This window comes from Bacteroides sp. AM41-16, assembly GCF_003603495.1.
GTDB classification, from domain to species: Bacteria; Bacteroidota; Bacteroidia; order Bacteroidales; family Bacteroidaceae; genus Bacteroides; species Bacteroides uniformis.
The window spans coordinates 20,298-35,446 of record NZ_QTNE01000009.1; the positions used below are offsets into that span (position 1 = coordinate 20,298).

At 37.4% G+C, this 15,149-nt stretch carries 15 protein-coding genes; 1 reads left to right on the plus strand and 14 read right to left on the minus strand.

Features of this window, described 5'->3' with window-relative positions:
• Positions 1-9 precede the first annotated feature (9 nt).
• Positions 10-510: a thiol peroxidase gene (gene tpx / locus DW896_RS09785; RefSeq protein WP_005831317.1), complete on the minus strand. Its 501-nt coding sequence runs from the start codon at positions 508-510 to the stop codon at positions 10-12.
• 126 nt (positions 511-636) lie between these two features.
• Here tpx and DW896_RS09790 point away from each other — a divergent pair, with 126 nt between their 5' ends.
• Positions 637-1,236, plus strand: coding sequence for an HdeD family acid-resistance protein (locus tag DW896_RS09790; protein ID WP_005831320.1), 600 nt, complete (start codon positions 637-639; stop codon positions 1,234-1,236).
• A 63-nt stretch (positions 1,237-1,299) separates the two neighbouring features.
• On the opposite strand, the gene DW896_RS09795 is transcribed toward DW896_RS09790, so the two are convergent.
• The 13 genes from DW896_RS09795 to DW896_RS09860 all read right to left on the minus strand — a co-directional run bounded on the left by DW896_RS09795 (position 1,300) and on the right by DW896_RS09860 (position 15,080).
• The gene (locus DW896_RS09795) at positions 1,300-1,893 is read right to left on the minus strand and encodes a master DNA invertase Mpi family serine-type recombinase (RefSeq protein WP_057089503.1); all 594 of its coding nucleotides are present in this window, start codon (positions 1,891-1,893) and stop codon (positions 1,300-1,302) included.
• A 229-nt stretch (positions 1,894-2,122) separates the two neighbouring features.
• On the minus strand, positions 2,123-3,364 hold the full coding sequence (locus DW896_RS09800) for a DegT/DnrJ/EryC1/StrS aminotransferase family protein (RefSeq protein WP_119993165.1): 1,242 nt from the start codon (positions 3,362-3,364) through the stop codon (positions 2,123-2,125).
• 69 nt (positions 3,365-3,433) lie between these two features.
• Complete coding sequence (locus DW896_RS09805; RefSeq protein ID WP_117963174.1) at positions 3,434-4,024, minus strand: sugar transferase; 591 nt, start codon at positions 4,022-4,024, stop codon at positions 3,434-3,436.
• 453 nt (positions 4,025-4,477) lie between these two features.
• Positions 4,478-5,230 (minus strand): glycosyltransferase family 2 protein, encoded by a 753-nt coding sequence (locus tag DW896_RS09815; RefSeq protein WP_117963176.1) that lies wholly within the window; start codon positions 5,228-5,230, stop codon positions 4,478-4,480.
• Positions 5,231-5,235: 5 nt separating this feature from the next.
• Complete coding sequence (locus DW896_RS09820; RefSeq protein WP_117963178.1) at positions 5,236-6,543, minus strand: UDP-glucose/GDP-mannose dehydrogenase family protein; 1,308 nt, start codon at positions 6,541-6,543, stop codon at positions 5,236-5,238.
• A gap of 41 nt (positions 6,544-6,584) precedes the next feature.
• Positions 6,585-7,493 carry a glycosyltransferase family A protein gene (locus DW896_RS09825; protein WP_117963180.1) on the minus strand — a complete coding sequence of 303 codons (909 nt, stop codon included), beginning with the start codon at positions 7,491-7,493 and terminating at the stop codon, positions 6,585-6,587.
• 13 nt (positions 7,494-7,506) lie between these two features.
• Entirely contained in the window at positions 7,507-8,571 is a 1,065-nt protein-coding gene (locus tag DW896_RS09830; RefSeq protein WP_117963182.1) for a glycosyltransferase family 4 protein, read from the minus strand.
• A 61-nt stretch (positions 8,572-8,632) separates the two neighbouring features.
• Positions 8,633-9,871, minus strand: coding sequence for a hypothetical protein (locus tag DW896_RS09835; RefSeq protein ID WP_117963184.1), 1,239 nt, complete (start codon positions 9,869-9,871; stop codon positions 8,633-8,635).
• Positions 9,868-10,818 carry a glycosyltransferase gene (locus DW896_RS09840; RefSeq protein ID WP_117963186.1) on the minus strand — a complete coding sequence of 317 codons (951 nt, stop codon included), beginning with the start codon at positions 10,816-10,818 and terminating at the stop codon, positions 9,868-9,870. Before DW896_RS09840 ends, DW896_RS09835 begins: the two co-directional genes overlap by 4 nt.
• Before the next feature lie 146 nt (positions 10,819-10,964).
• Complete coding sequence (locus tag DW896_RS09845) at positions 10,965-12,494, minus strand: lipopolysaccharide biosynthesis protein (RefSeq protein ID WP_117963188.1); 1,530 nt, start codon at positions 12,492-12,494, stop codon at positions 10,965-10,967.
• 15 nt (positions 12,495-12,509) lie between these two features.
• Positions 12,510-13,109 carry an SDR family NAD(P)-dependent oxidoreductase gene (locus DW896_RS09850; RefSeq protein ID WP_256373156.1) on the minus strand — a complete coding sequence of 200 codons (600 nt, stop codon included), beginning with the start codon at positions 13,107-13,109 and terminating at the stop codon, positions 12,510-12,512.
• Positions 13,090-13,335, minus strand: coding sequence for an SDR family NAD(P)-dependent oxidoreductase (locus tag DW896_RS21825; protein WP_119993169.1), 246 nt, complete (start codon positions 13,333-13,335; stop codon positions 13,090-13,092). Before DW896_RS21825 ends, DW896_RS09850 begins: the two co-directional genes overlap by 20 nt.
• On the minus strand, positions 13,335-15,080 hold the full coding sequence (locus DW896_RS09860; RefSeq protein ID WP_117963192.1) for a thiamine pyrophosphate-binding protein: 1,746 nt from the start codon (positions 15,078-15,080) through the stop codon (positions 13,335-13,337). Before DW896_RS09860 ends, DW896_RS21825 begins: the two co-directional genes overlap by 1 nt.
• Positions 15,081-15,149 lie beyond the last annotated feature (69 nt).

Genomic DNA, 15,149 nt, shown 5'->3' on the forward strand with positions numbered 1-15,149 from the left:
CCAAACTTTCTACTTTACAGCTGCAATAGCTTTATCATAGTCAGGTTCTTGCGTAATTTCAGGTACCAATTCCGTATAGGCAATCTTACCATCTTTGCCGATAACCACTACCGAACGCGCCAGTAGACCTGCAAGCGGTCCGTCGGCCATGCGTACCCCGTAGTTTTCATCAAAATCGGAAAAACGGAAATCAGACAAAGGAATCACATTCTCAATACCCTCCGTTGTACAGAAACGTGCATGTGCAAAAGGCAAATCCTTGGAGATTGCCAACACTACCGTATCGGGCAGGCCGGCAGCCAGTTTGTTGAACTTACGTACAGAAGTAGCGCACACACCAGTGTCAAGGCTGGGGAAAATATTCAAAATAACATTCTTCCCGTTCAGTTCCTTCAAAGAGAATGAAGACAAATCTGTTTTTACCAATTCGAAATCGGGGGCAACAGAGCCCACCTTTATAAATTCACCGATAACCTTTACCGGTTGTCCTTTAAATTTTGTTGTAGCCATAGTTTTATCAAATTATATGTATACATAACAAATTACATACAGAAAAAGTTCACCCGAAACTTTTTTCCGGATAAACTGTTATTCTACAGACGAATTAATGATAATCACTTAAAAAATTAAATTCACATGAAAACTATTTTTGACGAACTTCAGCAGGAAGTAAAGAATTGGTGGATTTCACTCATTCTTGGTATTCTTTATGTAATAGTGGCTATAAGCCTGATGTTCTCCCCTCTCAGCGGGTATGCGGTATTGAGCATTCTGTTCAGCGTCTCCATGTTGTTCAGCGGTCTGCTGGAAATATCCTTTGCAGTAAGTAACCGTAGAAGGGTATCCAGTTGGGGATGGTATCTGGCTGGAGGCATCATCGACATGATTCTGGGATTCTACCTGATAGCCTACCCGATGCTCAGCATGGAAGTCATTCCATTCATCATTGCCTTCTGGCTGATGTTCCGCGGCTTCTCATCCGTAGGCTATGCCATGGACCTCAAAAGATACGGGACAAGAGACTGGGGATGGTATGTTGCTTTCGGTATTCTTGCCGTCATCTGCTCGCTCATCATCTTGTGGCAACCGGCAGTAGGCGCCCTTTACGCCGTGTACATGATTTCGTTTGCATTCCTGATTATAGGCTTCTTCCGTATCATGCTGTCATTCGAGCTGAAAAACCTGCACAAGCGCGGGAAAGAGTGGAAGGAAAAGAAAGAAGTATCAGCCGAATAAGTAGCCCACACGAAGCGTGTCAAAAGGAATCCCACCTTTGACACCTTCGTTTAGCTGAATTGCTCAATAGTGTCTCAGAAAACGGAACATCGTAGTCCGTGACACTCCCATCTGCCGGGCAAGCTCAGCACACGACTCTCCTCTTTGGTGCTCCCTCACAAGTTTCCTCTTGTTCGCATAGAGTATCTTCATTTTGGGTGTGTCCCCTTTCTTCCTGCCCAGATGTTTTCCTTCTTTCCTCCGTCGTTCCAAGGCTTCTTTGGTGCGCATGGAAATCAGATTACGCTCTATCTCGGCCATCAGTCCAAAAGCAAATCCCAGCACTTTGCTATTGATGTCATTCTGGAACACATACCCCTCTTTGGTACTGTACAGCACCACTCCCCTTTTGATGCAGGAGTTAAGAATGGTCATTATCTCCAGCAGTGTCCGGCTAAGCCGCGAAATCTCCGTTATAATCAAGGAGTCTCCCGGTTTCATCCGGTCCAACAAGCCCGCCAGTTTACGCTCTTTGCTACTCACTTTTCCGCTGACCGTCTCCATGTACCATCTGTCGATGCTCAACCCATTCTTCTCCGCAAAGCGTATAATTTCCTCGCGCTGATTCTCTAAAAACTGTTTTTCTGTACTTACTCTTAAATAAGCTACTACTGCCATAATTGATAAACGTTTATTGGTTATTATTCACCACCAAAGAACGGTTATTCAAGTAAGAGTGGCAACACACAACTATGACTCTCTATCACAGAGGATCACATTATGGACATCCCCCAAAGTCAGGGAAGACTTCTCGGTAACTATCTCAAATATGCCTATAAACAAAGAAAACAGCCCCACTGAAGCTGTTTTCTGAAATTAGTTCATAAAAAATTGATACTATGTAGTTTCATAGTATACTCTTCTTCATTTCATTCACTATGTATCTCACATCCTCATCCGTCACATAAGGACCACTCGGCAAGCAAAGACCACGTTTGAACAAGCCCTCACTGACACCATTCACATAGGCAGGATTAGCCGAATAAACCGGCTGAAGATGCATGGGCTTCCATAAGGGACGGCTCTCGATACCGGCTTTATCCAAGCAAACACGCATGGCCTCTACATTACGGTTAGGCTCACAAGAAGTATGGGCATTCACTGACTCATGCGTAACACCGGCGGCACCACCTACAGCACCTTTCACTGTCTCACGATAGGCATCCTCCTCACCTCTCACATGCAGATTCCCGTCAAGCAGTACCGTGTTCAGCCAATAATTACTATCATAGCGTCCGGAAGGATTCTCATGAAGCGTGATTCCCTCCACATCGGCCAACAACTTACGATACAGACCGCACAGATGCTTATGGTGCGCTATGTGCTCATCCACCACCGTCATCTGACCGCGGCCGATTCCCGCACAAATGTTACTCATCCTATAATTATAGCCTATACGCTCATGCTGGTAGTAGGGATAGGACTCACGGGCCTGGGTAGCATAGAACATTATCTCACGTTTGGACTCTTCATCAGGGCAAATCAAAGCACCGCCACCGCTGGTGGTTATCATCTTGTTGCCATTGAAAGAAAGCACACCATATTTGCCAAAAGTTCCGAGAACTTGCCCGTCAAACTTGCTTCCAAAGCCTTCGGCGGCATCCTCTATGACCGGAATATCATATTTATCTGCCACCGACATGATTTGGTCTATCTTGTAGGGCATCCCATACAAAGCCACCGGAACAATCGCTTTGGGTTTCCGCCCGGTCTTGTTGACACGATCCCTGATAGCCTGCTCCAGAAGTACCGAGTCCATGTTCCATGTATCAGCCTCAGAATCCACGAATACCGGAGTGGCACCGAGGTAGGTCACCGGATGGGAAGAGGCACAAAAGGTAAAGCTCTGTACTATCACTTCGTCACCCTGACTAACTCCGCAAGCAAGCAGGGCCAGATGTACAGCCGCAGTGCCCGCACTCAAAGCCACCACCTTTTTATTCTGCCCCACGAAGCGTTCCAAATCCTGCTCAAAGGCATTCACATTCGGACCGAGCGGAACCACCCAATTCGTATCGAAGGCTTCCTGTATGAAACCCATCTCCTTGCCGCTCATGTGGGCGAGGCAAAGATATATTCTTTTATCCATAAATATATGTGATTATTCTAATGATTCGATTTCCTCACATAATGAGAAATAAAAAGAAAAGAAAGGATTTTATAAATCCTTTCCAAGTACTGTATAAATAATGATTTTAATGTCATACCAAAAAGACCAATTATCCAAATATTCAATGTTTATCCGTACTTTATCCGGGAACAAGACCTCATCATTATACTTCTGAGGATCGTCTTGTTCCGCCAACAGTTCTTCTTCATTTCGGTATTTTAAACTGGCAGGCCCCGTAATGCCCGGCTTCAATAGAAGCATCCTCCTATCCTCTCCTTCCAGTTTATCAGCATACCCCGGCACATCCGGGCGAGGACCTACAAAGCTCATGTCACCTATCAGCACATTCCACAGTTCGGGCAATTCATCCAGCTTATATTTCCGCAATTTGGCTCCCAAAGGAGTAATGCGGCTTTCCCCTTTCACTGAAACAGAACTGCCGGAATGACTGACCATCATAGAACGAAATTTATACATGGTAAATAATTTACCGTACCGCCCCACTCTTTTCTGTTTGAAGATAACAGGACCACCAGGCATTTTTACACGAATCAAAATGCCAACAATAAGCAATACTAGGGATAAGAAGATTAGGCCGAAAAGGGAGGCTGCTCGGTCAAAAAGGAATTTAAAAAACATTATATCTACAAGAATCTATTCTTTCTTATTTATTTCTTTAGCAGGAATACCAACCACAATAGAGTTGTCCACAACCGATTTATTCACCAAGCTGCAGGCTCCTATCGCCACATTCTCCCCTACCACTACCCCATCTTCACTGCGAGCAATATTAGGAAATTGTCACATTATCCCCAATTTCTATTTTGTCGTAACACATATCATCCAAATAGCAGCACATTCTGATGAAAGTATGTTTAGCTATCTTATAACCACACCATCTATAGTATTGTACCCTTAGATTAGAAAAAGGGATTATTGGTATTAGTACTGCCGAAAGCCATTTCCTTATAGGCTTTGAGACAAGAGTAAGTAAAGAATAACAACAACAATGTGAAAGAATGGTAAATTCTCTTTATAAGTTTTTCTCCATAGCCAAGAGAAAAGCGTTTCTTTACGTATAATATCCATAACTCAAATCCTCTTCCACACCGCATTTATTGCATACCCACAAAAACAATAGGCAGCATACCATACAGACAAGTTTTCTATTTCCTGATATACTCGCCAAACGTCCTTCGCAGCTTTCCATTTCTTCGCAGTATTGGATGTGGAAACCAAACGATAACCAGCCAAAACATCTTTCAGACCATACGCTTTAAATCCACGTTTCATTATCAACAACCACAAAGCCATATCATGGCTGCTCTTTATTAAAGGCATCTTGAAATCACCAGTCTGTTTCCTATCAATTATTACTGTCAGGCAGCCAATAATCGTATTTCGCAGATATTGCTGATAACTTAACGATGAAGGAACTTTTACAATAATCCCCGTCTTTTCTCCATTTTCTTCCATTACATAATAATTAGAAAATGTAAAGGCATAAGAATATCGTTCCATAAAAGCCAGTTGCTTCTCCAGTTTATGTTCGTCCCACACATCATCGCTATCCAAAAAAGCAATATATTGTCCTTGCGCATGTTCCATAGCCACATTACGTGCCGCGGCCGCTCCTACATTTTTGTCCAACGGAAACAGTTTTATTCTTTCATCTATATCGGAATACCTGCGAGCTACCTCCACAGAATTGTCTTTTGAACAATCATCTGCAATCAGCAATTCCCAGTGGGAATATGTCTGTAACAACACAGAATTTATACTTTCACCTATAAAACGTGCAGCATTATATGACGGCATTATTATAGAAACTAAACCTTCTATCATAACCCTTATCCAATCTTCAAATAATCAATCCCTTCCAAATCCGAAGCACCGAACACATTCCTACCGTCTATCAGTACCGGGTTTTCCTTCATTGCCTTCTTTATCACTCCCCAACTGGGCATACGGAATTCTTTCCATTCTGTCACATGGAAAATGGCATCTGCATCAAGTACGGTATCATACATATTCTTACCATAAGAAATCACATCGCCAATACGACGTTTGCACTCCCCCATAGCAACCGGGTCATATGCACAAACTTTGCAACCGGCTTTCAACAATCTATCAATCAAGGTCAAAGACGGAGCTTCACGCATATCGTCCGTTTCTGGTTTGAAAGCAAGTCCCCAAATGGCAACTTTCTTACCTCTGATATTTCCGCCAAAATGCTTTTTAAATTTTTCAAACAAAATGTTCTTTTGATCTTCGTTGACAGTTTCTACAGCATTCAGCACACGCATATCATATCCATTTTTAGCTGCGGTCTTGATTAAAGCTTTCACATCCTTTGGGAAACAAGAGCCTCCATATCCACACCCTGGATAGAGAAACTTACTACCAATGCGACTATCCGTACCAATACCTTTGCGTACCATATTCACATCCGCTCCCACCAGTTCGCACAAATTCGCAATATCATTCATGAAGCTAATACGGGTTGCCAACATTGAATTAGCCGCATACTTAGTCATTTCAGCTGAAGGGATATCCATGAATATCACACGAAAATTGCTCAGTAACATCGGTTTGTAAAGGCGGGTCATCAACTCCTTGGCCTTTTCACTTTCTACACCTACTACTACACGGTCAGGCTTCATAAAATCATCGATAGCATTGCCTTCTTTCAAGAATTCCGGATTAGAAGCCACATCAAAATCAATCTGAACACCGCGCCTATCCAACTCTGTTTGAATTGCAGCCTTTACCTTTTTAGCAGTACCAACCGGTACAGTACTTTTAGTTACGACCACCAGATATTTATTCATGTGCTGACCTACTGTTTTTGCAACTTCCAATACATAACGTAAATCTGCACTACCATCTTCATCAGGAGGGGTACCCACCGCACTGAATACTACTTCTACATCATCCAATACGGATGCCAAATCTGTCGTAAAATGTAAGCGTCCAGCTTTCATATTACGTGACACCATGCTATCAAGATTAGGCTCATAGATAGGAATCTCCCCCCGTTTCAAGTTTTCTATCTTCTGTGTATTCACATCTACACACGTTACATTAGCACCCAATTCTGCAAAACAAGTGCCAGACACTAAGCCCACATAGCCGGTGCCTACAATTGCTATATTCATAAAAAAATTGTATTTATTACTACGCTTTAACCAACAGCAAATCAACAGTTAATCCGTTGTTCATTCCTACTCAAAAGATTACCATCATTATCTAAAATCACACCATAAAAATCAAAAATCGCACGAATTTGCTTGTCATTTTGATGTTCAAACCTATTAGTATGTGTTAAAGCCGAACCTTTATGAAAATACTGGTATAAAGCATCAAAAGAATAATCTGAATGATTTTTATATATAACATGTTTGGGAGTTTGCTTTAACATCCCACAAAACCAAAACCACACATCATCCGCTAACGGGCAAAGTGTCAAGAACTCTTCCTTCTTTATTACAAGAGAATCTAACGAATAAGGCGGATATAAAACAGCACCGACTCCACATGGAAATATCAAATTCTGCCCTAACGTGTCTATTTTATATTGACGCCAAGTTTCGTACCTACAGGCATATCCATCTTTTAAAAAAGGCTTACTACCGTTCAGACAACATATCGCATTAGGAGTTTTACTATTTATTTCAACTAAACGCTTGATTGTATCCCTTGTATAAAGAATATCATCATCTACAGTAATAATACTATCATTAGGATATTTAACTAAACAAGGAATCAACTTTGTATAAGACCTCATATCTTCGCAAAATAAAAACTCAACACCTTTTTTTTTCAAACTTACAAGTTTTTTAGGCAAATTTTCATCATTCCACTTTATCCCATCTAGGCAAAGAATAATACGATCTGGCTTTACAGTTTGCCTCAAAATAGAAACTAATGAATAGTAAACTACCGACTTTTCCACTCTTCTTCCATAAGAGGTCATAGATACAATCAATTTACTATTAATATTGGGATTAGGAGATAAAGATGGGATTACAAACACTTTACAATCTATAAGCCACTTATAAATATAGCCCAAAACTACGTTTTTGAGAACTTTTAAATTACTTAACATTATTAGTAGACATTTAGAGTTGCCGTTTCCACAAATCAAGAATTTTTGCAAATTCAAATTCTTGAGCTTTCAATATCGCATTCTTTCCCATTTTTTTACGAAGTGTTTCCGACTCCATAAGTTTTGACAATTGGAGTTCAAAACTTTCATTATTCAGCTCCTGAATTAAATAGCCATTATAGCCATTCTGCACAATATCACGAGGTCCACTAGGTACGTCATAGGCAATACAAGGAATCCCTGATTCACAAGCTTCTAACAAAACGAGGGAAAATGCTTCAATTCTAGAAGTTGTAACAAAAATAGAAGACTTTATATATTCACTTTGTATATTTTCAACAGGAGCATGAAGTCTTATTCGCCCTTGCATATTATTTTCTTTTATCAAAGCATTTAATCGCTTTTTCTCACCATCATCCTGACCATAAATATCTAACACCCAGTCATCATATTCAGATAAAACTCTTGCACAACTTTTTATCATTAAATCAAACCTTTTCCATTTTTCCAAACGTCCTACAGCTATAAGTCGTTTCATATTACATCGTGATTTAATTTCTGTAGTAAACGGTAAAGGATTGGGAATCTTTATCACATCTGTTGCATATTTCCTATATTGCTCCATATCCATAGAATTAATGCAGACAATTTTAAATTTATAGAGATTTGACAACATTATTTTACGCAAATAAAAAGGAGTTGGATGATAAAAACTTGTATGAATCCAAGCCATTAGTCTTTCATCATCTTTATTCCCAATAATTGATGTCAAAATTATAGCCATAGACGAGCATGCAATAAAACGGCAGATATCGGTTTGATGAAGGAAACACTGTAATTTCCTTAATATGGGAAAGTATTGCAATTTCCTCAAGACACTTAATTTTCTATTTTTAAATCCAAGATTCTCAATGGTAATTCTCTCATCAAACGGATAGAAGCTTTCTGCTTCATAAGGAGTTAAAATTGTTATTGAAAAAGAGTCACATAGTCCATTGGCAATCAAGGAAAGCATTCGCTCCCCTCCTCCAACATTTGACAAATCCCTTGCTGTAAAAAATACTATTTTTTGTTTCATATGACATTTGAAAAACTGACATTTAAAGGAAGAATCTCATTAGCAAAGAAAAAAATAGGACCTATCGAAAAACAGCTAATTTTTCCCTATTCAGATGTAAATAATAAAAAAGAATAATCATCATATGTTCTGGACAATACATAAAAGATAATCCTTTGGCATGAATAACCAATAGATAAGCAAGCACTATGTATTCAAATAAATGTTGTCTAATCTTATATCGCTTACTATAATTAGTCAACATACGCCAAGTAAGTACAACTGAATATATCAAAAAAGCTATACCACCATACAAAATCTGACGCAAATAACCTACATCTATTTTGCCATAATAGGTGCCATCCGGATTCGAAAATCTTCCATCTCCTAACAAATAAGTAAAAAAGCCAATAGAAATCTGCCACATTTCTGCAACTCTATCAGAGCTACTCGTACTGAAAGAACCACTATCTTTATAATTATAAAATATTTGAAATGCATAAGCGAATACAGATTCGTCTATTACTTCTTTTAATGACGATGGCAATGCTAGATACAAAATAGAGATTAATAAAATAGTAAATACGAAAATCTTAAATAATGACTTAAACTTATTTTTTTTAGACGACAAAAACAAATATCCCAATGCTGCAAAAAATCCAATAAAACCTGTTCTTCCCACAAACATATTCGCAGCAAAAAAAACAAAAAAAACACCTATCCATTTAATGTTAGAACTTTCAACATAAAATTTCATTACAAAAATTGAAATTAGTCCAAAACTTGTAGTCAAGCCGTAAAATTGATCTCCAGCAAGAGCTAAACCTCTAAAGGTTCCATAATTTAAATAACGATCTGTTATTTCCGTTACAGACTCAAATTGAAATTGTCTAACAATCTCCAATAAGGAAGGCGACACAAACGCTGCTAATATAACAACTGACTGAATTAAATAAATATAAACTATAAATTCTAATTGATATTCTCTATATTGTCGGGGCAATAATGCCCACAATAAAAAAATATCTACCATGCAAATAAAAAAACGAATTGTTCCGGAAAGCATGGAAAAATCCATTGTCATAAGACAGATTGGTATTAACCAAACAATTATATTATATATAATTGTTGAGTTTAACAGCTTTTGAAATACACTATTTTTCAGCATTGGCAACCTAATCAATGCTGAAGAAACACAAATACAAGAAATCAGCAATAAAATTGTCGCCAAATATCTTGTATTGATACCGTTGATTTGAAAACCAAAATGTAAAAAAAACAACAAGACTATATATAATAATAATAGTATGTGATTTTTCATACCAAATTAGAATTGTAATAGATTGGATTTTTTCCAAATACAAATCTCTTCATATATCGGACAAATGCACCAAATCCCAATTTAAATACATCTGCTGAGAAAACATAATAAAGTAAACTACCTAAACTGTACCTCTCTAAAGATAGATAACATGCTTCAATCACTCTAGGATTGCTGATTTTTTGCTTAATACTCTTAACAGTCCATACTTTTATAGGTGATTCGAACAAATCTTTAATTTCATCTTCAGACAAATACCTTTCAAGATATTTCCGTCTACAAGCCATAACAGATTTTATAGTTTGTAAATTATACGGTTGAGACACTTGTGCATCTGATATACGATACTTAACTAACGCCTCATCCAAGTTGGCAAATTTCCCTAAACTAATCATATTAATCCACATACAATAATCCTCTGCATTTTTATAGTCATAATCATATTGCAACTTATTCTTTACTATTATGTCCTTTCTCATCATCACAGTAGGATGAGCAAAACAAGTTGAAAAAGCGAGCATTTCTTTTAGGATTTTATCTTTAGTAGGAAATGACAATTTAACATATTTATTACTCTTTGTGCCAAAATACTCTATTTGAGCACCACATATAATAACTTCAGGATGTGAATCCAAATATGCCACCTGCTTTTCCAAACGTGTAGACATACATATATCATCCGCATCCATTCGAGCAATATATTTACATTGAGCTATAGAGAGCCCTCTATTTAAAGTATAAATCAGCCCTCTATTTTTATTATTCTTTAAATACTTAATTCTATCATCTTTAAATGATAAAATTATTTCTTCTGTTTTATCTACGGAACCATCATTAATAATATAAAGTTCCCAATCTTTATAGGTTTGATTAATAATACTCTGAATCGTTTCTGAAATTGTCGATTCAGCATTATACACAGGTAGCAAAATTGAAACTATTGCCATTATTCAATTATGTAAATCATTTTTCAGCCCAACAAGTTTATATCTTACATCAAAAATGTAGTAACAAAAAATAATAAGATTACATCAAAAACTGATTTGGGGAATTTTCAACAATCCTATAGCTATCTTAAAACTTTTATTTATAACTATCTCTTAAAACTTTTCAAAATATTTTTTGCAAAATCTACTGAATCTTTGAATTCTGGAAAGAATCTATACATAATCAGAAGTAAGATCGGAGATAAAAATAGTGTAATAATACCTACACTCAATAATCGTATCCACAGAATTTCTAGGGAAAAGCTACAAACAAAATCCGTTACATAGCAAGCAACAGCAATCATAACTAAATATCCAACTTGCTTCATAACAAACGTCATAAAACTTTTGCCTTTAAAATAATAATGAAACACAATCCAACCTCCATAACCATGACCTATTAAAATAATGGTAATAATGGTAGCTAACAGAATACCATTTACTCCCCAAAAGTAACCAAGAACAAAATTCAATATCAAATTAGCAATGGCCTCTATCAAAACTCTATATCTTCCATACCACCAAAGACCCGCAGCATCTTTATATAGTGCTACAACGTCAGCAAGACTCAATAATGTGAAGTATAAACAGACAAGTACAACAGACACTTGAGAAAACATCATATTTGGTCCCATCCATAGCTCCATAAAAGGCTGAAACATACAATAAAGAAAGCATGTTGCCCATCCACAAATAAACATGTTGAGTAAATACATGCAATTGAAATCTCGGAAATTCTTATCTACACTCTCACTAGCAACACTATTGCCGACCGTTGCTCGTATAGAATCTGGAATTTGATAAAGGATATTGTGAATAGATATCATAATATAGTAGTAATTACTATATATGGCTATCATATTCAAACCCAGAAACATCGATATCACTATACTGTCAAGTGAGTTACGCGATGTCGAACAGACTTTTTGAAGTGCAATACCTTTGGTGTGCTGAATAATAACTTTTTTGTCTTCTGCCGAGATTCTACCATCAGCCTCAATATAAGGGAAATGTATTTGTGCTTTTTTTCCGATTATGATGTTTTCGGTAATTGTAGAAAAAATAAATACTGCAACATAAATATAGTAGTCCTTCAAAAGCAGTAAGACCATAATCTGAACCGTATAAACACAGATATTCAGTACAGTATTTACATTGCTAATAACATCACTTCGCTGATAGGCTATAAGAAGAGCCTTTTTGTGAGCAAAAATAAAATAACTGATAGATGCATTACTCAAATACATAATGTACAGAATATACAAATTCATGCTGGCAGGCACATCCCCTTTGATGATGGTATGTATGAAAGGCAAGAAGCAAAGACCAATAGCTAAAATAGCAACACCAATATAGGCATAGATTTTTTTATAGACAGCCAAAAGAGCTTTAATCTTCAGCATATCTTTTTCAGCCACAGGTTTATACATGCTATAAACCAAAGCGCTACCAATACCAAGTTCAGAAAGATTAAGCACCATCAAGATTGATGAGAATAAACTTCCCAATCCAAGGTACTCACTTCCCAACACATATACTATAACAGTACGCGTGACAAATGGAAGAAAAATCAATACAATCTTATTGATAAATCCTGCAAAAATGTTTCTTATTCCATTTTTAATTCTTGAATCCATCTATAGATACATTTTTCAGAACAAACCATTTCCACCTGTCATATAGATAGTATCACCCATTATCATACTGCCGCAGTTACTACACATAAAAACAGCAAGATTTGCTACTTCTTTAGGATCAATATACCGTCCACAAGGTTGGCTTTCACAATTCATATTCGTTTCGTTTTCTACAACCATCATTGAGGTGAAAGTTTTACCAGGTGCGATTGCGTTAACCGTGATTCCGTAAGGAGCAAGTTGCTCAGCTAATCCTACAGTAAATCCTCGGATGGCCCATTTCGATAGCTGATATGCATTAAAAGCCGGTTTAAGTGCCGAAGAAGATGATATATTAAGGATATTCCCTTTTACGCCGTTTTCTATCATATACTTTGATACAGAACGACTTAAAAAATATACGCCCTTTACATTTATCTCCATAATCTTATCGTACTCTTTTTCGGACAAATCATAAAAACTGCACTTTTGAGTTACTCCTGCACTATTAACCAATATGCTAATTTTCATACCGGGGAATAAAGAGGCGGCTTTCTCAATAGACGCATTCATTTCTGCAGGCTTTGCTACGTCCATAATTATTCCTCTTAGATTTTCATGTTGTAAAGAGTCCAACGCTTTTAAGTTTAGTTTCCGACGACCCGGAAATTACAACCTTTGCTCCTGTTTTTAAAAATGCCCTAGCTATTTCAAGTCCTATACCGCTGGTTCCTCCGCTTACCAAAGCAAGCCTGCCCTCCAACAGTTTATTGTTGTACACTATTGAAGGTACAGCAAACTTTTCCTTTCTAACTAATAAGCAAAACAGCCTTTTTACGATTCTTCTTATAAAATTATTCATTACAATCTTAAATTACTAATTTTGTTTGTCAAATCATCTCCTAAAATTTTTCTGCCTATTCGTTTAGCATGTTTTACAATTTCCATAGTAACATCAATCTTAAGATTGCAAATTATTCGAAGTGACTCACTCTCGTCATTAGTATCTGTAAACACCTCCAACACAATTGACTCCTCAATTTCCTTTTTAGTAAATTGAGGAATAATTTGTAGCAATTCCTCCTTATTAGAAGCAGAGAAATACCTAAATCCAAGGTCTTGTGCGAAATGCATCAACAAACTTTGCGACTGGTCTCCATTATGACCAGCAGCTGCAATATAAGTATCTGCAAATTCTCCAAAACTTCCACCTGCCGAATATGGATTGCGAAACTGCTGTCCACGTCCGTTGTTCACTACTATCAAGCGAATATTATTTCCGATGTGACGGTTTCCCAAAGCATTCATATCATAGAAAAAAGCCAAGTCTCCAACCACTCCATAGTACACCTTGTTTGGATAAGCCAATGATGCCCCAACCAAACTGGAAACACAACCATCAATACCAAACCCACCAGTATTGCTATAACCTAACAAATATTTTGGACCTTGTGTGAAATTCCATGTTCTCAAACTATTCTGAATACCATAGTGAATAATGGAATTATCAGGAATATGTTTCAAAATCTGCCGACCTACCCAAACATTTGAAAAAGGGAGCTCGGGAATACGGCTTTCCAACTCTTCACGAATTTGTTTCCATTCTTCTATAAAAGTATTCACAGAACAGCCATTACGGTTTGTGTAATGTTCAAAGAACTCATATTCATTCATTTGAAACACATGCGTCATTCCGCCAAACGAGTCACGAATTTCACCATCAATATTTACTCTCCAAACCTCTTTGGGGCTAAGGTTTTCATAATCTGTTCCATGTATGTTTCCAATATATACCATTAAGTCCAAATTACTGCACGCTGGTCTATATTGCTTTTGGCAAGTTATAAGATTATGAAACACTTCATAGTCTCCGTGATAGTTTGATAAATGATCACATAATACCACTGCATTATTAAGTCTGCAAAACTTTTCAACTGCATTAAGAAGCTCCTCCGTCCATACAGAATGAGCACCAACAAAAATACCAATCTTACCTTTAGGTAAAGTAGGGAATGAATCAAACTTTGAAATTCGTTGAATTACTCGAACCTTAGGCAACTCTTTCGTCGTATATTTACCAGTGTAGCCGTTGGTAAGATTAATATGAACAGGACCTCCACCATCTTTTGAAAGTTCAAGGATTGCCTTATTAATCAATGTAGTGTAGCGATCTTCTTCCTGCTTGTTATGGAGAGTAGGAAGATGCAGGCTGTATCTAACGATATCCTTAGGTTGCACACTTCTATCGATCTGCTGAGGCGAATTCTGACCGACCCAAGCAATATCACGGCACGATGTTACTGCCAAAATCGGTAATTTGCGATAGTAAGCTTCAGTGAGTGCTGGCATATAGTTACGAGAGGCAGTAGCACCTGTGCAACTAATCACAACAGGTTCCTTACTTTCTTCTGCTAAACCACAAGCAATATATGCTGCGGAACGTTCATCTACAGACGAGTAAATTTCGAAATAAGAATCCTGTTGAGCACTTGCTACAAATGTAATATTTGCGACTCCAGGGCTGGCTACAATCTTTTTAATGCCATGTGCCTTAAGAAGAGCCAATAAAATCTGTACATTCTTATCGTCTGAATAAAACTTTTGCATAATTATATTTATCTGTTATTGTCAAACTTATACGCACTCCCATTTTGGCTATCACCAACATTTAGAAAA